General features: G+C 72.1%; 22 protein-coding genes and 2 pseudogenes. 12 read left to right on the forward strand and 12 right to left on the reverse strand.

Features of this window, described 5'->3' with window-relative positions; translation table 11 throughout:
* Positions 1-101: 101 nt before the first annotated feature.
* Positions 102-1,034: a LysR family transcriptional regulator gene (locus tag ACFV0Q_RS20760; protein WP_385007399.1), complete on the reverse strand. Its 933-nt coding sequence runs from the start codon at positions 1,032-1,034 to the stop codon at positions 102-104.
* A gap of 215 nt (positions 1,035-1,249) precedes the next feature.
* Between ACFV0Q_RS20760 and snpA the strand changes: the two genes are divergently transcribed.
* Positions 1,250-1,909: a snapalysin gene (gene snpA, locus ACFV0Q_RS20765; protein ID WP_385007401.1), complete on the forward strand. Its 660-nt coding sequence runs from the start codon at positions 1,250-1,252 to the stop codon at positions 1,907-1,909.
* A gap of 12 nt (positions 1,910-1,921) precedes the next feature.
* Here snpA and ACFV0Q_RS20770 read toward each other — a convergent pair whose 3' ends face one another.
* The 5 genes from ACFV0Q_RS20770 to ACFV0Q_RS20790 all read right to left on the reverse strand — a co-directional run bounded on the left by ACFV0Q_RS20770 (position 1,922) and on the right by ACFV0Q_RS20790 (position 6,032).
* Complete coding sequence (locus ACFV0Q_RS20770) at positions 1,922-2,125, reverse strand: hypothetical protein (RefSeq protein ID WP_385007403.1); 204 nt, start codon at positions 2,123-2,125, stop codon at positions 1,922-1,924.
* Between the two features lie 37 nt (positions 2,126-2,162).
* Positions 2,163-2,747, reverse strand: coding sequence for a dihydrofolate reductase family protein (locus ACFV0Q_RS20775; protein WP_385007405.1), 585 nt, complete (start codon positions 2,745-2,747; stop codon positions 2,163-2,165).
* A gap of 69 nt (positions 2,748-2,816) precedes the next feature.
* A complete protein-coding gene (locus ACFV0Q_RS20780; protein ID WP_385007407.1) occupies positions 2,817-3,428 on the reverse strand; it encodes a GNAT family N-acetyltransferase in 612 nt (203 codons plus the stop codon).
* Positions 3,429-3,570: 142 nt separating this feature from the next.
* Positions 3,571-4,626 carry a family 2 encapsulin nanocompartment cargo protein polyprenyl transferase gene (locus tag ACFV0Q_RS20785; RefSeq protein ID WP_385007409.1) on the reverse strand — a complete coding sequence of 352 codons (1,056 nt, stop codon included), beginning with the start codon at positions 4,624-4,626 and terminating at the stop codon, positions 3,571-3,573.
* Positions 4,626-6,032, reverse strand: coding sequence for a family 2B encapsulin nanocompartment shell protein (locus ACFV0Q_RS20790; protein ID WP_385007411.1), 1,407 nt, complete (start codon positions 6,030-6,032; stop codon positions 4,626-4,628). The genes ACFV0Q_RS20785 and ACFV0Q_RS20790 overlap by 1 nt, the downstream gene beginning before the upstream one ends.
* Before the next feature lie 228 nt (positions 6,033-6,260).
* Here ACFV0Q_RS20790 and ACFV0Q_RS20795 point away from each other — a divergent pair, with 228 nt between their 5' ends.
* From ACFV0Q_RS20795 to ACFV0Q_RS20805, 3 genes are all read left to right on the forward strand, one after another.
* Positions 6,261-6,740 carry an Rrf2 family transcriptional regulator gene (locus ACFV0Q_RS20795; protein ID WP_385007413.1) on the forward strand — a complete coding sequence of 160 codons (480 nt, stop codon included), beginning with the start codon at positions 6,261-6,263 and terminating at the stop codon, positions 6,738-6,740.
* Between the two features lie 123 nt (positions 6,741-6,863).
* On the forward strand, positions 6,864-8,060 hold the full coding sequence (locus ACFV0Q_RS20800) for a globin domain-containing protein (RefSeq protein ID WP_385007415.1): 1,197 nt from the start codon (positions 6,864-6,866) through the stop codon (positions 8,058-8,060).
* 131 nt (positions 8,061-8,191) lie between these two features.
* The gene (locus tag ACFV0Q_RS20805; RefSeq protein ID WP_385007417.1) at positions 8,192-8,782 is read left to right on the forward strand and encodes an N-acetylmuramoyl-L-alanine amidase; all 591 of its coding nucleotides are present in this window, start codon (positions 8,192-8,194) and stop codon (positions 8,780-8,782) included.
* On the opposite strand, the gene ACFV0Q_RS20810 is transcribed toward ACFV0Q_RS20805, so the two are convergent.
* Entirely contained in the window at positions 8,736-9,047 is a 312-nt protein-coding gene (locus tag ACFV0Q_RS20810) for a superinfection immunity protein (protein ID WP_385007419.1), read from the reverse strand. The two genes, ACFV0Q_RS20805 and ACFV0Q_RS20810, sit on opposite strands and share 47 nt — an antisense overlap.
* A 131-nt stretch (positions 9,048-9,178) precedes the next feature.
* Between ACFV0Q_RS20810 and ACFV0Q_RS20815 the strand changes: the two genes are divergently transcribed.
* Positions 9,179-10,087 carry a 1-aminocyclopropane-1-carboxylate deaminase/D-cysteine desulfhydrase gene (locus ACFV0Q_RS20815; protein ID WP_385007421.1) on the forward strand — a complete coding sequence of 303 codons (909 nt, stop codon included), beginning with the start codon at positions 9,179-9,181 and terminating at the stop codon, positions 10,085-10,087.
* Positions 10,088-10,135: 48 nt separating this feature from the next.
* Here ACFV0Q_RS20815 and ACFV0Q_RS20820 read toward each other — a convergent pair whose 3' ends face one another.
* A complete protein-coding gene (locus tag ACFV0Q_RS20820) occupies positions 10,136-11,716 on the reverse strand; it encodes a Na+/H+ antiporter (RefSeq protein ID WP_385007422.1) in 1,581 nt (526 codons plus the stop codon).
* 543 nt (positions 11,717-12,259) lie between these two features.
* Between ACFV0Q_RS20820 and ACFV0Q_RS20825 the strand changes: the two genes are divergently transcribed.
* The 3 genes from ACFV0Q_RS20825 (at position 12,260) to ACFV0Q_RS20835 (ending at position 14,141) form a co-directional block, all read left to right on the forward strand.
* A complete protein-coding gene (locus ACFV0Q_RS20825; protein ID WP_385007424.1) occupies positions 12,260-12,520 on the forward strand; it encodes a UBP-type zinc finger domain-containing protein in 261 nt (86 codons plus the stop codon).
* A 215-nt stretch (positions 12,521-12,735) separates the two neighbouring features.
* Positions 12,736-13,149 (forward strand): anti-sigma regulatory factor, encoded by a 414-nt coding sequence (locus ACFV0Q_RS20830; protein ID WP_033218654.1) that lies wholly within the window; start codon positions 12,736-12,738, stop codon positions 13,147-13,149.
* A gap of 11 nt (positions 13,150-13,160) precedes the next feature.
* A complete protein-coding gene (locus ACFV0Q_RS20835; protein ID WP_385007434.1) occupies positions 13,161-14,141 on the forward strand; it encodes an RNA polymerase sigma factor SigF in 981 nt (326 codons plus the stop codon).
* Positions 14,142-14,150: 9 nt separating this feature from the next.
* Here the strand turns inward: ACFV0Q_RS20835 and ACFV0Q_RS20840 are convergent, their stop codons facing one another.
* Positions 14,151-14,621: a hypothetical protein gene (locus tag ACFV0Q_RS20840; RefSeq protein ID WP_385007426.1), complete on the reverse strand. Its 471-nt coding sequence runs from the start codon at positions 14,619-14,621 to the stop codon at positions 14,151-14,153.
* Between the two features lie 84 nt (positions 14,622-14,705).
* Here ACFV0Q_RS20840 and ACFV0Q_RS20845 point away from each other — a divergent pair, with 84 nt between their 5' ends.
* Together ACFV0Q_RS20845 and ACFV0Q_RS20850 are read left to right on the forward strand one after the other, a co-directional pair.
* On the forward strand, positions 14,706-15,671 hold the full coding sequence (locus ACFV0Q_RS20845; RefSeq protein WP_385007428.1) for a diacylglycerol/lipid kinase family protein: 966 nt from the start codon (positions 14,706-14,708) through the stop codon (positions 15,669-15,671).
* 319 nt (positions 15,672-15,990) lie between these two features.
* Positions 15,991-16,248, forward strand: coding sequence for a WhiB family transcriptional regulator (locus ACFV0Q_RS20850; RefSeq protein WP_004937597.1), 258 nt, complete (start codon positions 15,991-15,993; stop codon positions 16,246-16,248).
* Between the two features lie 149 nt (positions 16,249-16,397).
* Here ACFV0Q_RS20850 and ACFV0Q_RS20855 read toward each other — a convergent pair whose 3' ends face one another.
* Both ACFV0Q_RS20855 and ACFV0Q_RS20860 read right to left on the reverse strand, forming a co-directional pair.
* Positions 16,398-17,867 carry a sensor histidine kinase gene (locus ACFV0Q_RS20855; protein WP_385007436.1) on the reverse strand — a complete coding sequence of 490 codons (1,470 nt, stop codon included), beginning with the start codon at positions 17,865-17,867 and terminating at the stop codon, positions 16,398-16,400.
* A gap of 432 nt (positions 17,868-18,299) precedes the next feature.
* On the reverse strand, positions 18,300-18,893 hold the full coding sequence (locus ACFV0Q_RS20860) for a TetR/AcrR family transcriptional regulator (protein ID WP_385007430.1): 594 nt from the start codon (positions 18,891-18,893) through the stop codon (positions 18,300-18,302).
* Between the two features lie 85 nt (positions 18,894-18,978).
* On the opposite strand from ACFV0Q_RS20860, the gene ACFV0Q_RS20865 reads away from it, so the two are divergent.
* Positions 18,979-19,752: an SDR family oxidoreductase gene (locus tag ACFV0Q_RS20865; RefSeq protein ID WP_385007432.1), complete on the forward strand. Its 774-nt coding sequence runs from the start codon at positions 18,979-18,981 to the stop codon at positions 19,750-19,752.
* On the opposite strand, the pseudogene ACFV0Q_RS20870 reads toward ACFV0Q_RS20865, so the two are convergent.
* Positions 19,749-19,988 (reverse strand): annotated as a pseudogene (locus ACFV0Q_RS20870) (glucosamine-6-phosphate deaminase); the annotation flags it as partial. The gene ACFV0Q_RS20865 and the pseudogene ACFV0Q_RS20870 sit on opposite strands and share 4 nt — an antisense overlap.
* Before the next feature lie 281 nt (positions 19,989-20,269).
* Here ACFV0Q_RS20870 and ACFV0Q_RS20875 point away from each other — a divergent pair.
* Positions 20,270-20,917, forward strand: a pseudogene (locus ACFV0Q_RS20875) (glucosamine-6-phosphate deaminase); the annotation flags it as partial.
* Positions 20,918-20,978 lie beyond the last annotated feature (61 nt).

A 20,978-nucleotide genomic window follows, 5' to 3' on the forward strand; every position in this document is an offset into this window, starting at 1 on the left:
CACTATATACCGGGGCTGGGGGAAGCCAACCACGGCACGACTGGGCTCCCCCCCCGCGGGGGGGGGGGGTGGGGTGACGGGGCGAGAGGGGCGGGTGGGGGCTACGCCGCCAGCAGCGGGCTCGCGTGGTGGTGCAGCCACGCCCGGTACGGGGGCGTGCGCAGCGCCGCCTCGCGGTAGGCCTCGCGGAGGTCCTCGTAGACCTCGGCGTGCGCCCCCGGCCGGGTCGCGAGCAGCAGCCGCACGGCGAGCGGGTCCCCCGACAGCGGCCGGATGGCCATGTCGTCCCGGGGTCCGGAGGTGGGCTGGCAGGGGGCGACCGCCTCGCCGGAGATGATCAGCGAGGTGGCGGTGTGGTAGTCGGCGTGCAGGACGGGCGGGTCGAGCCCCGCACCGGCGAACACCCGGCGCAGGCCGTCCCATTCGCCGTCGACGGAGGGGTCGACGGTCCAGCGGTCCTTGGCCAGGTCCCGTAACTCCACCACCGGCGACCGCGCGGCCGGATGGTCCCGGGACATGGAGACGAACTGCGGCTCGCGCTCCATCAGCACGTGCAGCTCCAGCCCGTCCGGCACCCGCAGCGGGCAGCCCTCGACCTCGTGCACGAACGCCACGTCCAGCTGCCCGGCGGCGGCCATCCGCAGCAGCGCGTTGGCCGATACGTCCACCACCAGCGAGGTCTCCGTCTCCGGCGCCCGCCGGTGTAATCGCCGCAGCCACCCGGGCAGGGCGCGGCTCGCGGTCGAGCCGATCCGCAGCCGGGGCCCCTGCGCGGCCGCCCTCGCCTCGGCGACCAGCGCGGCCATGTCCGCGAGCAGCGGCCGCGCCCGGCCGAGTACCGTGCGCCCGAACGGCGTCGGCCGGCAGCCGGTCCGCTCGCGCAGGAACAGCTCGCCGTCCAGGGCCCGTTCGATCCGGCGCAGCTGGGTCGTCAGCGAGGGCTGGCTCACGCCGAGCTGCCGGGCCGCCTTGTGCAGGCTGCCGGCGTCCGCGATGGCGCACAGTGCGCGCAGGTGCCTCACCTCGAGCTCCATGTCCCGAGGGTAGGGCGGGGCCGGTGGACCGCACCAGTCGCCTATAGCCCCCCGAATCCCGCCATTCTCACGCCAGTTGCCCTGTCGAAATCTTCCCGATAGGGCGGCGCTATCGGGGGCTGACATCATCCCCCGGCGCCTGCCGCTCCCTCAGACTCCGGTACCGGACGACCCATCCACCCCCCCACAGCACCGGCTGAGTAGGAGCCCCCCACATGCGCCACTCCCGCAGGATCACTCTGTCCGCGACCCTGGGCCTCGGCCTCGCCGCCGCCCTCGGCGGCGTGGTCCCCACCGCGAGCGCGTCTCCGGCGCCGGCCGGCAACCCGGCCAGTTACGCCGCCTACGAGCGTTCGCAGGAGAACGAGGCCGCCAACCGCGCCTTCTTCGACGCCGTGCGGCGTTCGGTCGCCGAGCAGCAGGCCGCCCACCCGGGCCTGCTGGCCGTGACCGTCACGTACAACACCCGCAACGCGCCCAGCTTCCGCGGCGTGATCGCCCGCTCCACGCAGATATGGAACAGCTCGGTGTCCAACGTGAAGCTCCAGGAGGTGTCCTCCGGCGGGAACTTCTCCTACTACGAGGGCAACGACTCCCGCGGTTCGTACGCGAGCACGGACGGCCACGGGCGGGGCTACATCTTCCTCGACTACGCCCAGAACCAGCAGTACGACTCGACCCGCGTGACGGCGCACGAGACGGGCCACGTGCTGGGCCTGCCGGACCACTACTCGGGTCCGTGCAGCGAGCTGATGTCGGGCGGCGGGCCGGGCACCTCGTGCACCAACCCCAACCCGAACAGCACCGAGCGGGCGCGCGTGAACCAGCTGTGGGCGAACGGCCTCGTCGCGTCCGGGATGGACACGAAGGGCTAGTACCCGGCGGGGTCAGTACCCCGGCGGGACGTACGCCGTGCAGTCCGGGTTCCGGCAGGAGCCCGGACTCCACTGCGGTACGAAGATCCCGAGGGACTTGCGCCGTGTGACGAGGGTGTCGACGGCGCTCCCGCAGGCCGGGCACGTCCGCTGCTCGTGCCCGGCCCGCGGGGCGACCGTCGCCTGGTACGTCGCGCGCTGCTCTTTGGCTGCCATGCCTCCACGGTAGGCCGCTTCGGCGCATCCGGCGGGTTCAGCGCTTGACGGCGTACGAGGTGACGACCTGGCCGCCGCCGAGGGCGGTGCAGCCGGTCAGCTCCAGGGGGCGGACGCCGAAGCCGGCCCGGGACATCGGCATGCCGGTGCCCACCACGACCGGGTAGGTCTTGACGATGTACTCGTCGATCTCATCGGCGAGCTGGCCCGCGAGGTCCGCGCCGCCGCAGAGCCAGATGTCGAGCCCGTCCCGCTGCTTGAGCTCACGGACCCTGGCCGCCACGTCCCCGTCGATCAGCCGCACCCGCGGGTCGGGCGAGACCGTGAGGGAGCGCGAGACGACGTACTGCTCGCGCATGTGGCCGTAGGGGCTGGCCATGCCCGCCTTCAGGCCCGGCTCGTAGGTGCCGCGGCCCATGAGGACCGTGTCGAAGCGCTTCGGGGCGGCGTCCTCGATGCCGAACTGGACCCGGCCCTGGGCCGCGATCGTCTCCGGGTACTCGGCCACCAGGTGGCCGATGAACTCGGGGTCGAGGTGGGCGTACATGAAATCGGCATCGCCGTCCGGGGCTCCGATGAAGCCGTCGACCGTGGTGGCGATGAAGTACGTGAGCTTGCGCAAGCGAGTCTCTTCCGTCAGACAGTGCCACCGCTCCGGGGCACGTCGAGTAAAGTACTTCAGGCGAAGTGGTTACGCAACCACGTCGCGCGGCTCGCGCCACATCGGCCACATCAGCGGCCCGTCCGGCAGCCGCACCGGCGCTCCCGTGTGCTCGAAGCCCAGCCGCTCGTACAGCCGGCCGCTGCGCTCGCTGCTCGCCTCCAGGTACGCCGGAAGCCCCTCCCGGTCGCAGCGCTCCAGGACCGGCCGGATCAGCTCGCCGCCCAGCCCCTCCCCCTGGCGGCCCGGCGCGACCGCGATCATCAGCAGGTACTCGTGCTCCTCGCCGGTGGGGTGGACCTCCCCGGTCAGCCGCCCGACCAGCTCGCACCGCTCGTTGTCGGGGTCGGCCGCCGCGCGCATCCTCGCCGGCACCTCGTCCTCGGCGGCCCCGCCCTCCGGATCACCGGCCGGGATCCGCAGCCACAGCGCCGCCGCCGAACCGTCCACCGCGTAGTCGATCCGCCCCTCGGCCAGCGCCACGTCCACGAAGACCCCGAGGAAGCGGCCGTGCACGGCGGCCCGGTGCTCCGGATCGGGGAAGACCCAGCTGCTCACCGGATCGCTGCGGAAGGCCTCGTCCAGCAGCCGCGCCACCGCGTCCCGGTCCGACTGATCCGCCTGACGTATCTCCAGCACCACAGGTCACACCCTTCACTCAAGTCTCAACAACCCTGAGCGATCCTAGAGTTGGGGCACCCGCGCAGAAAGGCCCGTTCCGGCACCTCGCGGCACCGGAACAGGCCTCCCCGCTTCCCCCTCCCCCTCCCCCTGCCCTACGCGTTCACCTCGTACGGCGCGTGACGAACTCCGCCAGCGCCAGCAGGCCGCCCGCCGCCGCGAGGTCGGGCACGGCCCGGGACAGCTCCTGCACCGCCCGGCCCATCCGGTCGGCGGCATGGGCCTGCGCCCAGTCCCGCCCGCCGGCCCGCTCCACCGCCCGGGCCGCCGCCCGTACGTCGTCCCCCGCCATCGGGCCCGCGTACAGGGCGGCCAGCTCCTCCCCGGCCGGGGTGCCCGAGGTGAGGGCGGCCACGACCGGCAGGGACTTCTTGCGGGCGATCAGGTCGGCGCCGGCGGGTTTGCCGGTGTGGCCCGGGTCGCCCCAGATGCCGATCAGGTCGTCGATCAGCTGGAAGGCCAGCCCGGCCTCCCGGCCGAAGGCGTCCATGGCCTCGACCTCCTCCGGCCCGGCCCCCGCGTAGAGCGCGCCCAGGGCGCACGCGCAGCCCAGCAGGGCCCCGGTCTTGGCGGTCGCCATCGTCAGGCACTCGTCCAGCGAGACGTCCGGCCGCCGTTCGAAGGCGCAGTCCGCCTGCTGCCCGGCGCACAGCTCGATCACGCAGGCCGCGAGCCGGGCCGAGGCCGCCGCCGCGGCCGGGTGCGGATCCTCGGCGAACAGGCGCAGCGCGAGCGCCATCACGGCGTCGCCCGCGATGATCGCGTCGGGTATCCCGAAGACGGTCCAGGCGGTGGGACGGCCGCGCCGGCGGGCGTCCTTGTCGATGACGTCGTCGTGCAGCAGCGTGAAGTTGTGCGCCAGCTCCACCGCCACCGCCGCCCGCACGGCACCCTGCGCGTCGGGGTCCCCGGCCCGCGGGCCGCCGAGGGCCTGCGCGGAGGCGAGGACGAGCGCGGGCCGGATGGCCTTGCCCGCGTGGCCGGCCGTCGGCCTGCCGTCCTCGTCCTCCCAGCCGAAGTGGTACATCGCCACCCGCCGCATGGATCCGGGCAGGCTCTCGACGGTCCGGCGCAGTTCCGGGTTGACCGTTTCTCTTGTGCGCTCCAGCAGGGCCGCCGCCTCCTGCCCCTCGCCCGCGGCGAGGGCGTTGGCGGTCATCAGCGCCAGCGGCCGATCTCGACGTTCTCCAGGACGCCGAGCGCGTCCGGGACCAGCACCGCCGCGGAGAAGTAGGCGGTGACCAGGTAGGAGATGATCGCCTGCTCGCTGATGCCCATGAAGCGCACCGACAGGCTCGGCTCGATCTCGTCCGGGATGCCGGGCTGGTGCAGGCCGATCACGCCCTGCTCGTCCTCGCCCGTACGCATGCACAGGATGGAGGTCGTACGGGCGTCGCTGACCGGGATCTTGTTGGACGGGAAGATCGGCACCCCGCGCCAGGCCGGCACGCGGTGGCCGCCGATGTCCACCGACTCGGGGTAGAGGCCGCGCCTGTTGCACTCGCGGCCGAAGGCGGCGATGGCCTTGGGGTGGGCGAGGAACAGCCTGGAGCCGCGCCGCATCGCGAGGAGCGCGTCGAAGTCGTCGGGGGTGGGCGCGCCGTCGTGGGGCTGGATGCGCTGGTCGTAGTCGGCGTTGTGGAGCAGGCCGAACTCGCGGTTGTTGAGCATCTCGTGCTCCTGGCGCTCGCGCAGCGCCTCGACCGTGAGCCGCAACTGCTGCTCGGTCTGGTTCATCGGCTGGTTGTACAGGTCCGCGACGCGGGTGTGTACGCGCAGGACCGTTTGTGCAATGGAGAGTTCGTACTCGCGCGGGCGGGCCTCGTAGTCGACGAACGTGCCGGGCAGGACGGCTTCGCCGTGGTGGCCGGCGGAGAGGTCGATCGCGGCCTCGCCGTACTTGTTGGTGCGCTGGGCGGGCATGGACCGCATCTGGTCCAGGTGGGCGCGCAGCGAGTCGACGCGGTCGGCGAGGAGCTGGAAGTCCTGCCGGGTCAGGACGAGCGCGGTACCGGCGGTGGCGGCGCGGGCCGTGTACTCCCAGATCGCCTCCTCGTCGGTGAGGGCGCCCTCGCCGAAGTAGGCGCCGTCGGCGACGGTGCGCAGGACTGCGTCCTCGCCGTAGGGGCCGGGGCCGACCTGGTCGATGCGGCCGTGGGCGAGCAGGAAGACCTGGTCGGAGGGGCTGCCGAAGGAGGTGAGCTCCTGACCGGCCTCGAAGTCGATCTGGCGGCAGCGGGCGGCGAGTTCGGTGAGCACCTCTTCGTCGTCGTAGTCGCGCAGCAGCGGGAGTTCGCCGAGTTCGGCGGGGATGACCTGGACCTGGGTACCGGTCTTGATGAATTCCACGATGCCGTTGCCGACGGAGTAGCTCAGCCGGCGGTTGACGCGGTAGGTGCCGCCCTGCACCGAGACCCACGGGAGCATCTTGAGGAGCCACCGCGAGGTGATCTCCTGCATCTGCGGCGCGGACTTGGTCGTGGTTGCCAAGTTCCGCGCGGCCGATGTGCCGAGACTGCGCTGCGGTGTCTGGGCTTCGGATTCGGAACCTGCCTGGACCGACATGTCTTTCCCTTTCGATCACTCCATGGATCTGCGGGACCGAACACTTCCAGTACGCAACGTGGTGGGACCATTACACAAAAGGGTGGGACTACTCCGTTCGGGTCTGGGCATCCTCCGTGGTTCAACGTCTTCACAGAACCCCCCTCTCGTCCCTCCCATTTCAGCCACCTCACGCGCCCCCCTGATCCATAACTTGTATCTCGGATGCAAGTTTCCTACGCTGCCCTCATGCGGCTGACCCGATTCACCGACCTGGCGCTGCGCGTCCTGATGCGCCTGGCCGTCGAGGACGCGGACCTCCCCACCACCCGCGAGGTCGCGGCGACCATGGAGGTTCCGTACACCCACACCGCCAAAGTGGTCGCCCGCCTGCAACACCTCGGGCTGGTCGAGGCGCGGCGCGGCCGCGGCGGGGGGCTCGCGCTGACCGGTGCCGGGCGTGCCGCCTCGGTCGGTGGTCTGGTGCGCGAGCTGGAGGGCGCCGGCGACGTCGTGGACTGCGACGGCACCGTTCCGTGCCCGCTGCGCGGGGCGTGCGTACTGCGCGGGGCGCTGCGGCGGGCGCAGGAAGCATTCTTCGGCGCGCTGGACCCGCTCACGGTGAACGACCTGGTCGCAGCCCCGACGGGACCGCTGCTGCTCGGCATCTCGGGCGGATCCGGGAGCCCGGCCGAAAGTCCCGGATCCAAGGGCCGGATGGCCGATTAGATGCGCCGCCGGACCCGCCTGGGCTGACCCCGAGACCCGTTCCGAACAGATGTCCGCATTGCGGCGAAGCCTTCCGGTGGCCGTAAATATGAATCTCAGATACCAATTGACGAGGAGTTCCGCATGCTGTCCGAGAAGTCGACCGCGACCGTCCGCGCCACCCTGCCCGCCGTCGGGGCCGCCATCGGCGACATCGCCGGACTCTTCTACGAGAAGCTCTTCGCGGCCCACCCGGCCCTGATCCGGGACCTGTTCAACCGGGGCAACCAGAACGCCGGGCTCCAGAAGCAGGCCCTCGCCGGTTCGATCGCGGCCTTCGCGACCCACCTCGTGGCGCACCCGGACACCCGCCCCGACGTGATGCTCGGCCGCATCGCCCACAAGCACGCCTCCCTCGGCGTCACCCGCGAGCAGTACCCGGTCGTCCACCGGCACCTCTTCGAGGCCATCGCCGAGGTGCTCGGCGACGCCGTCACCCCCGAGGTCGCCGAGGCCTGGGACGAGGTCTACTGGCTGATGGCGAACGCCCTGATCAGCATCGAGGAACGCCTCTACGCCGAGCGGCGCGTCACCGCCGGCGACGTCTGGCGGGAGTGGACCGTGGCCGCCCGCGTCGAGGAGACGGCGGACTGCACCACCTTCCACCTCACCCCCGCCGACGGCGCTCCCGCCCCCTCCTTCAAGCCCGGCCAGTACGTCTCCGTCCAGGTCGCGCTCCCCGACGGGGCCCGCCAGATCCGCCAGTACAGCCTCTCCAGCGCCCCCGGCTCCCCGGTCCGCTCGATCACCGTCAAGCGGGTCCACGGCCCGGCCGCCGGCGGCCCCGACGGCGAGGTCTCCCACCACCTGCACACCACCGTCCGCACCGGCGACACCCTGCGCGTCTCGGCCCCGTACGGCGACCTCGTCCTGCGGGACTCCGCCGCGCCGGTGCTGCTCGCCTCGGCCGGGATCGGCTGCACCCCGATGCTGTCGATGCTGGAGCACCTGGCCGACACCGGGCACGCCGCCCCCGTCACCGTCCTGCACGCCGACCGCAGCCCCGCCGACCACGCGCTGCGCTCCGACCACCGGTCCCTGACGCACAAGCTCCCCGACGCGTCGGCCCGCTTCTGGTACGAGGCCGGCGCCGAGCCGGGCGACGCCACCGGACTCCTCGACCTGGACTCCGTACCGGTCGCCCCCGGAACCCAGGCGTACCTGTGCGGGCCCCTCCCCTTCATGCGGTCGGTGCGCGCCCAGCTGATCGCCAAGGGCGTCCCCGCCGCAGACGTCCACTACGAGGTCTTCGGCCCGGACCTCTGGCTCGCCCCGGCCTGACGCCCGCTGTCCGGATCGGCTCGCACACCGTACGAACGCCCTAGCCGCGGAACAGCCGCCTCCACTACACCGGTAGGTGACGAGACGAACACACAGGGTGTCCGTCGCGCACCGCCCAGAAGGAGGCGGCCATGTCCGCACCCATGTCCGCGGACCGATTCCTCGCCGCCCTGCGCGCCGAGGGCCTCACCGTCGTCGAGGTCGGCAGCTGGCGCACCCACAACCGCAACCACAAGGGCCCCTGGGGGCCGGTGAACGGGGTGATGATCCACCACACCGTCACCAGCGGCGCCGCCTACACGGTGGCGCTGTGCCGCGACGGGGACTCCGCCCTGCCCGGCCCGCTCTGCCACGGCGTCATCACCAAGGACGGCCACGTCCACCTGGTCGGCTACGGCCGCGCCAACCACGCCGGGGCGGGCGACTCCGACGTCCTGGCGGCCGTGGTCGCCGAGAAGCGGCTCCCCCCGGACCACCACGCCGACACCGACGGCAACCGCCACTTCTACGGCTTCGAGTGCGAGAACCTCGGCGACGGCGAGGACCCCTGGCCGGCCGTCCAGCTCGACGCCATCGCCCGCGCGGCGGCCGCCGTCTGCCGCGTCCACGGCTGGGGCTCGCCCTCGGTCATCGGGCACCTCGAATGGCAGCCCGGGAAGATCGACCCCAAGGGCTTCACGATGGACTCGATGCGGGCCCGCGTCGCCGAACGCCTGAAATGACCGGCCCCGGACGGCGGCTCCGGACCGTCGTCCCCGGCGCGGCGCCGGGGACGACGCCGGGGCGCCGCCACCGGCTGCGCGCGGCCATGGCGAGCGCGACCACCCAGCCCACCACGGTCCACCCCAAGAACACGTTGATCACCATGACGGAGCCCTTGTTGGGCACCCCTCGGCCGAATGCGACAGCGGTCGGGATGAAACAGGCCAGGACGATGACCAACAGCCCGACCACGCCGAACGGAATGGCGTCACTACCGCCCACCACGAATCCGCCCTACCGGCAACGAACATGACGGCCCATCAACGGTGATGCGCGGCGCCACGTGAAGGGCCTCTCGTGGCCGGAGGGGCCTGCGTCGCGCCGCGTCACGGACCCGACCGGCGCACAATGGGCGGGTGAACCGCCCCGCGAACCCCGCCGCCGCACTGCGGCCGCGCCCGCCCTCCCCGCTGCGAGAAGTGCATGACGAGCGGTTCGCGGCGGCCGGGGTACGACTGCTCCTCAAGCGGGACGACCTCGTGCACCCGGAGCTGCCCGGCAACAAGTGGCGCAAGCTCGCGCCCAACCTCCGGGCGGCCCTGGCCGGGGGCCACGACCGGCTCGTCACCTTCGGCGGGGCCTACTCCAACCACCTGCGGGCCACCGCCGCGGCCGGCCGGCTGCTCGGGCTGCGCACGGTCGGCATCGTCCGCGGCGACGAGCTCGCCGGGCGGCCCCTCAACGACTCCCTCGCCCGCTGCGCGGCGGACGGCATGCGGCTGCACTTCGCGACCCGCGCCGACTACCGCCGCAAGACCGAGCCCGAGACCCTGGCCCGGCTGCTGGAGTCCGCCGCGGCGGGCGGCGCGTACGTGATCCCCGAGGGCGGCAGCAACGCCCTCGCGCTGGAGGGCTGCGCCGAGCTGGGCCGCGAGCTGCGCGGCCGCTGCGACGTGGTGGCGGTGGCCTGCGGCACGGGCGGCACCCTCGCCGGACTGGCGGCGGGCCTGGACCCCGGCCAGCGGGCCCTCGGGGTGCCGGTCCTGGCAGGGGGCTTCCTGGAGCCGGAGATACGTTCCCTCCAGTCCCGGGCCTTCGGCGGCCCGGCCGGCGACTGGACCCTGGCCGAGGGCTTCGACCACGGCGGCTACGCCCGCGTCCCGGCGGCCCTGGACGCCTTCGCCGCCGACTTCGAGTCCCGCCACGGCCTCCCGGTGGAGCGCGTCTACGTGGCGAAGCTCCTCTGGGCCCTCACCGCCCTGACCCGGTCGGAAACCTTCCCCCGGGACACCACCCTCACGGCGGTCATCACGGGCCGCCCCTAAACCCTGTCGTCAAGAGTGGCGCGGAGCCCCCGCGCCGGCCCGGCCCGGCTACGTCTCCTCGCGGTACGCCGCCGCCTCCTCCAGGTCCAGCCTGCGCAGCAACCCCCGCAGCATCTCGTCGTCGATGCGCCGCCGGTCCCGCAGGGACACGAAGACCTCCCGCTCGGCCGCGATCATCTCCCGCGCGAGCCGCCGGTAGACGTCGTCCGCCGACTCCCCCGTCAGCGGGTTGACCTCCCCCAGCCGCTCCCACACCGCGTTGCGCCGCCGCTCCAGGACCGACCGCAGCCGGTCCACCAGCGGCGGCGGCAGCGTGCTGTTCGCCGGGGACTCCAGCAGCTCCGCCAGCCGCTCCTCCGCCGCCCGCGAGGCCTCGCTCTGCGCCTGCGCCTCCGCGAGGGTCTGTGCCTGCTGGTCCTTCGCCGGCAGCTTCAGCAGCCGGATCAGCGGCGGCAGGGTCAGGCCCTGCACCACCAGGGTCCCGATGACCGTCGTGAAGGTGAGGAACAGGATCAGGTTCCGGTGCGGCACGCTCATCGGGATCGAGAAGGCGACCGCCAGCGACACCACCCCCCGCATCCCGGCCCACCCCACGATCACCGGCGCCTTCCAGTCGGTGTCCGGCTCCCGCAGCCGGATCCGCTCCGACACCCACCGCGGCACGAACGTCGCCGGGAACACCCACAGGTACCGCGCCACCACCACGGCGAGGAACACCACCAGCGCGTACCCGGCCGCGGCCGCGCCCTCGTACTCGCCCAGCCCCTTCAGGACCACCGGCAGCTGGAGCCCGATCAGCGCGAAGACCAGCGACTCCAGCACGAAGGCGACCACCCTCCACACCGCCTCCTCCTGGAGCCGGGTCGCGAAGTCGACCTGCCAGTTGCGGTGCCCCAGGTACAGGGCCACCACCACCACCGCCAGCACGCCCGACGCGTGCACCCGTTCGGCCGCCGCGTACGCCACGAAGGGGATCAGCAGCGACAGGGTGTTCTGGAGCAGCGGTTCCTTCAGCCGCTTGCGCAGCTGGTGGATCGGCACCATCAGCAGCAGGCCCACCCCGACCCCGCCCACCGAGGCCAGCAGGAACTCCGCGATCCCGCCCGCCCAGCCCGCGCCGACCCCGACCGCGGCGGCGAGGGCCACCTTGTAGGCGGTGATGGCGGTGGCGTCGTTCACCAGGGACTCGCCCTGCAGGATCGTCGTGATCCGGTTCGGCAGCCCCAGCTTGCGGGCGATGGCCGTCGCCGCGACCGCGTCCGGCGGGGCGATCACCGCGCCCAGCACCAGCGCCACCGGCGGCGTCAGCCCCGGCACCACCATGTACGCCACCCACCCGACGGCCAGCGTCGCGAAGAGGACGTACCCCACCGACAGCAGCGCGATCGGCCGCGCGTTGGCCCGCAGGTCCAGGTACGAACTGTCCACCGCGGCCGTGTGCAGCAGCGGCGGGAGCAGCAGCGGCAGCACGATGTGCGGGTCGAGCGTGTACGGGGGCACGCCCGGCACGTACGCCGCGATCAGCCCGGCGGCGACCAGCAGCAGCGGCGCGGGCACCGGCGTCCGCCGAGCCAGCCCGGCCACGGCGGCACTCCCCGCCACCAGCGCCACCAGCGGCAATACCTCCATGCCAGATCCATCCTCAATCGTCGGCCACCCGTACGCTGGCCATCTTGGCTTCCTCACCTCTCTGACGAGAGGAGAGCCCCGCCCTCGTGGACGGCGATTCCTGGTTCATCACGGCCCGCCGCGTCCGGGAAGACTCCCGTCGAGGTCCTACGCCCGCTCCGCGGGCAGACACCGCCGGCCCGGCGGCCAGAAGATCCTCCGCTGCGTTCACGTCCCGATCATGAAACGCCCCGCAGCTCCCACACGTCCACTCCCGGACGCCCCGCCCAGGGGCATGGTCCCGGCGACCGCCCTCGGAGATGGCACGCGCCAACCGGTGATTACGGTCCGCCCGCAGGTGAAGTCCGGCGAACGCGGCCTGGATATGCCTCAGCGCCTGCCGCGGAGGAGGTCGGCACGGCTCGCACGGTAAGGACGTAATGTGTGGGGAACAACCTCCGGTGAAAGCGTGACGCAACGACACTCCGCTGCTTCTCACCTCCAAGCCGTGGACGCGATTCGCCCCGAGACTGAAGGCCGGGGATTCCGCACAAGGAGACTGCGATGAGCGAGTGCACCCATGTTGCCGAACTGCCGCGCCCCGAGCCTGTCCCGCTTGCGCCGACCTGCCCGGAATGTGAAGCGCTCGGGAGCCATCCCGTGCAGTTGCGGATGTGCCTCCAGTGCGGACACGTGGCCTGCTGCGACTCCTCCCCGTACCGGCACGCCACCGCGCACCACAAGGACACCGGCCATCCGGTGATGCGGAGCTTCGAACCGGGCGAGAGCTGGCGGTGGTGTTTTGTCGACGGTTCGATCGTCTGAAGCGGGGTAGGTCAACCCTCCGCCGGTTCCCCCGAATTGGGCCCGCAGACCCCTAGCCACTGTGCGTACCCATGTGCTTACCATCAGTCACTGGACCAGAGGCAGGGCCGGCCTGGGCGCTCCAAAGCGGGCGCCATGAGGGGTGCCGCGACACGATCGCCCGGATCGCGATAGCGTCACCGGCGAACAGAGCTCGTACCACCTTGGAGGTGAGGGTGTCCCAGATCGCAGGCGAGCCCGGGACCCAGGACTTCGTGGAAGTCCGGCTGCCGGCTGCGGGTGCCTACCTGTCGGTGCTGCGAACGGCCACGGCCGGTCTCGCGGCACGTTTGGACTTCACCCTCGACGAAATCGAGGACCTCCGCATCGCCGTCGACGAGGCCTGCGCGATCCTGCTCCAGCAGGCCGTGCCCGGCTCCGTCCTCAGCTGCGTCTTCCGGCTGATCGACGATTCGCTGGAGGTGACCGTCTCGGCACCGACCACCGACGGGCGCGCGCCGGAGCGTGACACGTTCGCGTGGACGGTCCTGTCGGCGCTGGCCGGCAAGGTCGAGGCCACGGTCGAGGAGAACAAGACAGTGAGCATCAGCCTCTACAAACAGCGCGGCGCGGGGCCAGGCCCGGCGTGAGCGGCGGGGAGATCCCGGTGCGGGGCGGGGATCGGCCCCGGGTACGGCACGAGGTCGACGGCGGCATCCCGGAGCAGCAGCACGCCCGGCCGCACCCGGCTGACGCGGATGCGGAAGACGGCTTTTTGGACTCGGCGGAGCGACGGGCGGGCCCTATGAGCGAGAACCAGCACGAGGAACCACAACCATCACAGCCACCGGCGGCCGCTGCCACGGCCCCGGCCGCACTGCCGGATCCGCGCGACCGCAGCGGCGCGCGGGCCCTGTTCTTCGAGCTGCGCGAGCTGCCCGAGGGCTCGCCGCAGCGCGCGGAGCTGCGCAACCGGCTCGTACGGATGCACCTGCCGCTGGTCGAACACCTGGCGCGGCGGTTCCGCAACCGGGGTGAGCCGCTGGACGACCTGACCCAGGTCGCCACCATCGGCCTGATCAAGTCGGTGGACCGGTTCGACCCGGACCGCGGGGTCGAGTTCTCGACGTACGCCACGCCCACCGTGGTCGGCGAGATCAAACGGCACTTCCGTGACAAGGGCTGGGCGGTCCGGGTGCCCCGGCGTCTCCAGGAGCTGCGGCTCTCGCTGACCACGGCCACGGCGGAACTGTCGCAGCAGCACGGTCGCTCCCCCACGGTGCACGAGCTGGCGGAGCGGCTGGGGATCTCCGAGGAGGAGGTGCTGGAGGGGCTGGAATCGGCCAATGCCTACAGCACGCTCTCCCTGGACGTTCCGGACACCGACGACGAGTCGCCGGCGGTCGCGGACACGCTGGGCTCGGAGGACGAGGCGCTGGAGGGCGTCGAGTACCGCGAGTCCCTCAAGCCGCTGCTGGAGGGGCTGCCGCCCCGGGAGAAGCGGATCCTGCTGCTGCGCTTCTTCGGCAACATGACCCAGTCGCAGATCGCGCAGGAGGTCGGCATCTCCCAGATGCACGTCTCCCGGCTGCTGGCCCGCACCCTGGCCCAGCTCCGCGAGAAGCTCCTCGTGGAGGAGTAGGACGCCGGACTATCGGGCCCGGTCTCCGTCTCCGGGCCCGATGCCGAGTGCCTCGGTCGCCGTCGGGTTCACCAGCAGTGCCGCGACGGCCACCGCGGCCGCGGCCAGGGCGACGGCGGCGATCCGCACGGCGCCGCCCGTGCTCCACAGGGTCCACGCGACCGGCATCGCCATCAGCTGGGTGATCAGCGCCGGGCCGCGGCTCCAGCGACGGCCCAGGCGCAGTCCGCGCGCCGCGACCAGCGGGAGCGCGGCGAGCCCGAGCAGGGTGATGCCCCCGGTCTCGGCCTGCTCCGGGGAGTCGGGGTGTCCGGCGATGCCGACGAACAGCATGTAGACGCCGAGCCCGGCCAGGGCCAGGCCCTCCAGGGCGGTGAGCGCCGCGGCGGCGGTCAGCCGGCCGGGCAGCGGCGCTGCGGGCTCCGCGCCCGCGGTCGTGTCGGCGGCGGCGGGGGTGCGGGGGGTCGGCTTTTTGCTCACCCCAGCAGGGTAGTCGGGCCCCGTGGTGGGCTGTCGGTACGGTCGGTAGGGGTCGTCCAGGACGGGGTGGGTAGTCTGGCGCTCATGCGTGCACTTCTCGTGGCCAACCCAGCAGCGACCACCACCAGTGCGCGCACGCGTGACGTCCTGACCCATGCGCTGGCCAGCGAGATGAAGCTGGAGGCGGTGACCACCGAGTACCGGGGGCACGCCCGCGACCTGGGCCGCAGGGCCGCGCACGAGGGGGTGGACCTCGTGGTGGCGCTGGGCGGCGACGGCACCGTGAACGAGGTCGTCAACGGGCTGCTGCACGAGGGGCCCGATCCCGAGCGGCTACCGCGGCTCGCGGTGGTCCCGGGCGGTTCGACGAACGTGTTCGCCCGCGCGCTCGGACTGCCGAACGACGCGGTGGAGGCGACCGGCGCCCTGCTGGACGCGCTGCGGGAGCAGCGCGAGCGGACGGTGGGCCTGGGTCTGGCCGCCGGGAGCCCGGGGACCGAGGACGAGTCGGTGCCGGCGCGCTGGTTCACGTTCTGCGCGGGCTTCGGCTTCGACGCGGGCGTGGTGGGGCGGGTCGAGCAGCAGCGCGAACGCGGCAAGCGTTCGACGCACGCCCTGTACGTACGACAGCTCATGCGGCAGTTCTGGGACGAGCCGAACCGCCGGCACGGGACGATCACTCTGGAGCAGCCCGGCGCGGATCCGGTGACGGATCTGGTGCTGTCGATAGTCTGCAACACCTCGCCCTGGACGTACCTGGGCAATCGTCCGCTTTACGCCTCTCCGGAGGCGTCGTTCGATACTGCGCTTGACGTATTGGCACTCGACCGTTTGTCAACTCCGGCGGTCGCTCGCTACGCCACACAGCTCCTGACCTCGACTCCTGAGCGCGGTCCGCACGGCAAGCATGCGGTGTCTCTGCACGATCTGACCGACTTCACCTTGCATTCGAAGGTTCCCCTCCCCTTCCAGATGGACGGGGACCACCTGGGACTGCGCACCAGCGTTCGGTTCACAGGCGTACGCCGTGCACTGCGTGTGATTGTGTGAGTGGAAGGGCCCAAAGTCCTTTCACTCGAACGTTTACACGCCGGTCCACCCCCAGGAACTAGGGCTGTGACCTAGTCGACACCGACGAATCCAAAAAAACTTTCCGGAAGGGGTTGTATCCCCGTCCGAGGTTTGCGAATCTCTACATGGCGATCGGGACAGCCCGCAGAACCCGGCACCCACACAGACCGCCAGAACCCCTCCACGAATCTTCGGACCCACCAGGCAACTGGCGGTCGGCCCTTCCCTCACGGGGGGATTCGTGAAAGCGTTCACATTCACAAGCAACCTGCCCGCAATACAAGGAGATGGAGCAGCCATGGACTGGCGTCACAACGCCGTTTGCCGCGAGGAAGACCCGGAACTCTTCTTCCCCATCGGCAACACCGGTCCTGCGCTGCTGCAGATCGAGGAAGCCAAGGCCGTCTGCCGCCGCTGCCCCGTCATGGAGCAGTGCCTGCAGTGGGCGCTCGAGTCCGGTCAGGACTCCGGCGTCTGGGGCGGTCTCAGCGAGGACGAGCGCCGCGCGATGAAGCGCCGCGCCGCTCGCAATCGGGCGCGCAACGCCACCGCCTGACATCGACTTTCGAGCCTCGAGCCGCAGCGCGTAGTACCCATTCAGCGCTCAGCAACGTGCTCTTGAGCCCCGGACCGAGAACCCTTCGGTCCGGGGCTCAGTGCTGTTCCCGTCACGTTACGTGACGGGACCGCGGGCTGCGTCCGGGGCTACTTCTGCGGGCTCGCCGGTATGTCGAGGACGACCCGGGTGCCGCGCGGCTCGGCCCGGACCATGTCGAAGGTGCCGCCGAGCTCGCCCTCCACGAGGGTCCGTACGATCTGCAGCCCGAGGTTGCCGGCCCGCTGGGGGTCGAAGCCCTCGGGCAGACCGCAGCCGTCGTCGAGCACCGTGATCAGCAGCCGGGCGTCGGCGCGGCCGGTGCCGGAGCGGGTCGCGGACACCTCGACGGTGCCGCCCTCCCCCTGCGTGAAGGCGTGCTCCAGGGCGTTCTGCAGGACCTCGGTCAGCACCATCGACAGCGGAGTGGCGACCTCCGCGTCCAGGATCCCGAAGCGGCCGGTGCGCCGGCAGCTCACCTTGCCGGGCGAGATCTCGGCGACCATCGCGATCACCCGGTCGGCGATCTCGTCGAACTCCACCCGCTCGTCGAGGTTCTGGGACAGGGTCTCGTGCACGATCGCGATCGAACCGACGCGGCGCACCGCCTCGTTCAGCGCCTCGCGGCCGTTCTCCGAATCCATCCGCCGGGCCTGGAGGCGCAAGAGCGCCGCCACCGTCTGGAGGTTGTTCTTCACCCGGTGGTGGATCTCCCGGATGGTCGCGTCCTTGGTGATCAGTTCACGTTCGCGACGGCGCAGTTCGGTGACATCGCGGCACAGGACGAGGGAGCCGATCCGGGTGCCCTTGGGCTTGAGCGGGATGGCGCGCAGCTGGATGACCCCGCCGTTGCCCTCGACTTCGGTCTCCCGGGGGGCCCAGCCGCTGGCCAGTTTGACGATCGCCTCGTCCACCGGGCCCCGGGTGGGGGCGAGTTCGGAGGTGGTGGTGCCCAGGTGCTGGCCGACCAGGTCGGAGGCGAGGCCGAGGCGGTGGTAGGCGGAGAGCGCGTTGGGGGACGCGTACGTCACCACGCCGTCCGCGTCGAGGCGCATCAGGCCGTCCCCGGCGCGCGGGGAGGCGTCCATGTCGACCTGCTGGCCGGGGAAGGGGAAGGAGCCCGCGGCGATCATCTGGGCGAGGTCGGAGGCGGACTGGAGGTAGGTCAGCTCCAGCCGGCTCGGTGTACGCACGGTGAGCAGGTTGGTGTTGCGGGCGATCACTCCCAGTACCCGGCCCTCGCGGCGGACGGGGATCGACTCGACGCGGACCGGCACCTCCTCGCGCCACTCCGGGTCGCCCTCGCGCACGATCCGGCCCTCGTCGAGGGCGGCGTCGAGGAGCGGGCGGCGGCCGCGCGGCACCAGGTGGCCGACCATGTCGTCCTGGTACGAGGTGGGGCCGGTGTTCGGGCGCATCTGCGCGACCGAGACGTACCGGGTGCCGTCGAGGGTGGGCACCCAGAGCACGAGGTCGGCGAAGGAGAGGTCGGAGAGCAGCTGCCACTCCGAGACCAGCAGGTGGAGCCACTCCAGGTCGGTTTCACTGAGAGCGGTGTGCTGGCGTACGAGGTCGTTCATGGAGGGCACGTGGCGAGCGTACCCCGGGTACGGGGATGACTTTTCCCACGGCGAATACTCAGGAGTACCCAGGAGGGGCCCAGTCCGCGTACTGTTGGAGGAAGTGACGGGATTGCGGGCCCCGTCATTGGATGGACAGAACAGATTGGTCTAGTCCACAATTGCATCAAGCTTCCGCCCTCCCCGCACAGGAGGACGGATCGAGGTAACCGCGCGCTCTGCCCTGACCGCGCGAGGGACCTCCCAACCGGCCGCCGGGAACCGCACACCCGCCGGCCGTAAGTACTCCGGGCTACGGTGCCGGGCGGGCTGAGGGTCCCGTCCAGCACCGTGGCCCAGAGGAAAAACGTGCGGCGCGGGCGGAAGGCGTGGGTGGAATTCGCTGATCGAATTCCCCGCCGAAACGAATGCCGCGGAATTCCGGAGCCGCCCCTACGCGGGCCAGGCGCGCATCGCCAGCTCCGCGACCGCTTCCAGCTCTTCCCGTCCCGCCCCGTCGCGCGACTGCTGCGACATCCCCTGGAGCACCGCCCCGGCATAGCGGGCCAGCGCCCGCGCGTCGGTGCCGGCGGGCAGGTCCCCCGTGGCGACGTCGGCCCGGATGCGGCTCTCGAACATCGCCAGGTTGGCGTCGCGCCGCTCGCGCAGGGCGTCGGCCACCTCCTGCGAGGTGGTGTTGACCGCCGCGCTGATCACCATGCAGCCCGGCGGATGGGCCGGGTCGGTGTAGATCTCGGCGGCCTCGCGCAGGATCCGGCCGACGGCGGCGCGGGCGGTGGGCTCCTCGGCGAGCGCGACGGCCGCGAAGTCCGCGTACCGGCCGCCGTAGACGACCACGACCTCGTCGAAGAGCTTGCGCTTGTCGCCGAAGGCGGCGTAGAGGCTGGGCGCGCCGATGCCCAGGGTCCGGGTCAGGTCGGCTATGGACGTCGCCTCGTAGCCGTGCTCCCAGAAGGTGAGCAGGGCCTTGTCCAGGGCGGCGTCCCGGTCGAAGGAACGGGGCCTGCCACGCTGTCCGGTCACCATGGGCCAGATTCTATAGCGGCCGTTAGGGAATCTGCTACGGTCCTTTCTGTAGCGACCACTAGCGAACGCTGAAGGGGGGCGCGTCATGGGCGTGCTCAAGGGGAAAACGGCACTGGTCACGGGCGGCAGCCGGGGCATCGGACGGGCGGTGGCCGAGCGGCTGGCCCGGGACGGCGCGCTGGTCGCGGTCCACTACGGGCACCGGGAGGAGGCCGCGAAGGAGACGGTCGCGGCGATCGAGGCGGCCGGGGGGCGGGCCTTCACCATCGGCGCGGAGCTGGGGGTGCCGGGGGACGCGCAGGCGCTCTGGGCGGCGTACGGGGCCCATCCGCTGGCCACGGAGCGGGTGGACGTCCTGGTGAACAACGCGGGGGCGGCGACCTTCGCGGGGATCGAGGAGACGGACGAGGAGACCTTCCAGCGGGTCCAGGCGCTCAACGCGCAGGCGCCGTTCTTCGTGATCAAGTACGGGCTGGAGCGGCTGAACGACGGCGGCCGGATCGTCAACGTGACCGGCACCCCCGCCCTCGCGCTGCCGGCCATCCTGGCCACGATCATGGCCAAGGGCGCGGTGAACGCGCTGACCGTGTCCCTGGCCGCCGCCCTCGCCCCGCGCGGGATCACCGTGAACTCGGTGGGCCCGGGCATCATCGAGACCGACCTCAACGCCGCCTGGCTCGCCGACCCGGCCGCCCGCGCGCACGCCGCCTCGCGGTCGGTGTTCGGCCGGGTGGGCACGGCGCCGGAGGTGGCCGACGTGGTGGCCTTCCTGGCCTCGGAGGACTCCCGCTGGGTGACGGGCCAGCACCTCGACGCCACGGGCGGGCTCCAGCTGGCGCTGCAGCCCGCCGGCGTCTAGCGGGTCTCCGTCACCTTGGCCAGGGCGCGGGGGGCGTCGGGGTCCTGGCCCCGGGCGACGGCGGCCTCGTAGGCGAGGAGCTGGAGCGGGAGGATCTCCAGCAGCGGGCGGAGCTCCTCGGCCACGCCGTCGCCGGGCAGGGCGAAGCCGGTGGTGGCGGCGTCGACCTGGGCCTTGGAGCCGATCGCGCACAGGTCGGCGCCGCGGCCGCGCAGCCGGTCGAGGACGGGCCGCAGGTCCGCCGGGAGCCGGCGCCACGCCTCGGGCTGCTGCCCGATCTCGGCGGCCATGATGCCGCCGGGGCGTTCCAGGCCGGGCATGGGCTCCACCTCCGGATCCAGAATCACCCCGGCGCGGCCGCCCCGCACGTCCGGCTCCGCAGCCGGCCGGGCGGTGGGCGGGGAAGGGGACCACCATGGACATTGGGTGGGGCGCGGGCCCGCCATCGGTGGGCGCGCTCTGCTAGATTGGTCTATACCACAAGTGTCCACACACCTCTCAGATCGGCAGGCCCCGCGTGGAAGTTGTCATCGTCCCGGACGCCAAGGCAGGCGGCGAGCTCATCGCGGAGGCCATGGCCGCCCTGGTCCGCCGCAAGCCCGACGCCCTGCTCGGCGTGGCGACCGGCTCTACCCCGCTGCCCATCTACGAAGCCCTCGCCGCGAAGGTCGAGGCCGGCGAGGTCGACGCCGCGAAGGCCCGGATCTGCCAGCTCGACGAGTACGTGGGCCTGCCGGCCGGACACCCCGAGTCCTACCGTGCCGTCGTGCTCCGCGAGGTCGTCGAGCCCCTCGGGCTGACCGAGGCCTCCTTCATGGGCCCCGACGGTTCCGCCGCCGACGTCCAGGCCGCCTGCGCGGCCTACGACCAGGCGCTCGCCGACGCCGGCGGGGTGGACCTCCAGCTGCTGGGCATCGGCACGGACGGCCACATCGGCTTCAACGAGCCCTGCTCCTCGCTGGCCTCCCGCACCCGCATCAAGACGCTGACGCAGCAGACCCGCGTCGACAACGCGCGCTTCTTCGACAACGACATAGACCAGGTGCCCCACCACGTCATCACCCAGGGCATCGGCACCATCCTCGACGCCCGCCACCTGGTCCTGCTGGCCACCGGCGAGGGCAAGGCCGAGGCCGTCGCGCAGACCGTCGAGGGCCCGGTCTCAAGGCGATGATCTCGCTGGGCGGCTGGAGCTGGTCCACGCACTTCTCGGACGCCGCCCTCAC

Source organism: Streptomyces sp. NPDC059564, from assembly GCF_042735575.1.
GTDB lineage: Bacteria > Actinomycetota > Actinomycetes > Streptomycetales > Streptomycetaceae > Streptomyces.

Coding starts and splice junctions, on each gene's coding strand:
- ACFV0Q_RS20795 (WP_385007413.1), top strand. CDS start 6,261: ATGCGGCTGACCCGATTCACCGACCTGGCGCTGCGCGTCCTGATGCGC.
- ACFV0Q_RS20785 (WP_385007409.1), bottom strand. CDS start 4,626: ATGACCGCCAACGCCCTCGCCGCGGGCGAGGGGCAGGAGGCGGCGGCC.
- ACFV0Q_RS20820 (WP_385007422.1), bottom strand. CDS start 11,716: ATGGAGGTATTGCCGCTGGTGGCGCTGGTGGCGGGGAGTGCCGCCGTG.
- ACFV0Q_RS20865 (WP_385007432.1), top strand. CDS start 18,979: ATGGGCGTGCTCAAGGGGAAAACGGCACTGGTCACGGGCGGCAGCCGG.
- snpA (WP_385007401.1), top strand. CDS start 1,250: ATGCGCCACTCCCGCAGGATCACTCTGTCCGCGACCCTGGGCCTCGGC.
- ACFV0Q_RS20850 (WP_004937597.1), top strand. CDS start 15,991: ATGGACTGGCGTCACAACGCCGTTTGCCGCGAGGAAGACCCGGAACTC.
- ACFV0Q_RS20845 (WP_385007428.1), top strand. CDS start 14,706: ATGCGTGCACTTCTCGTGGCCAACCCAGCAGCGACCACCACCAGTGCG.
- ACFV0Q_RS20805 (WP_385007417.1), top strand. CDS start 8,192: ATGTCCGCACCCATGTCCGCGGACCGATTCCTCGCCGCCCTGCGCGCC.
- ACFV0Q_RS20860 (WP_385007430.1), bottom strand. CDS start 18,893: ATGGTGACCGGACAGCGTGGCAGGCCCCGTTCCTTCGACCGGGACGCC.
- ACFV0Q_RS20790 (WP_385007411.1), bottom strand. CDS start 6,032: ATGTCGGTCCAGGCAGGTTCCGAATCCGAAGCCCAGACACCGCAGCGC.
- ACFV0Q_RS20855 (WP_385007436.1), bottom strand. CDS start 17,867: ATGAACGACCTCGTACGCCAGCACACCGCTCTCAGTGAAACCGACCTG.
- ACFV0Q_RS20760 (WP_385007399.1), bottom strand. CDS start 1,034: ATGGAGCTCGAGGTGAGGCACCTGCGCGCACTGTGCGCCATCGCGGAC.
- ACFV0Q_RS20770 (WP_385007403.1), bottom strand. CDS start 2,125: ATGGCAGCCAAAGAGCAGCGCGCGACGTACCAGGCGACGGTCGCCCCG.
- ACFV0Q_RS20825 (WP_385007424.1), top strand. CDS start 12,260: ATGAGCGAGTGCACCCATGTTGCCGAACTGCCGCGCCCCGAGCCTGTC.
- ACFV0Q_RS20800 (WP_385007415.1), top strand. CDS start 6,864: ATGCTGTCCGAGAAGTCGACCGCGACCGTCCGCGCCACCCTGCCCGCC.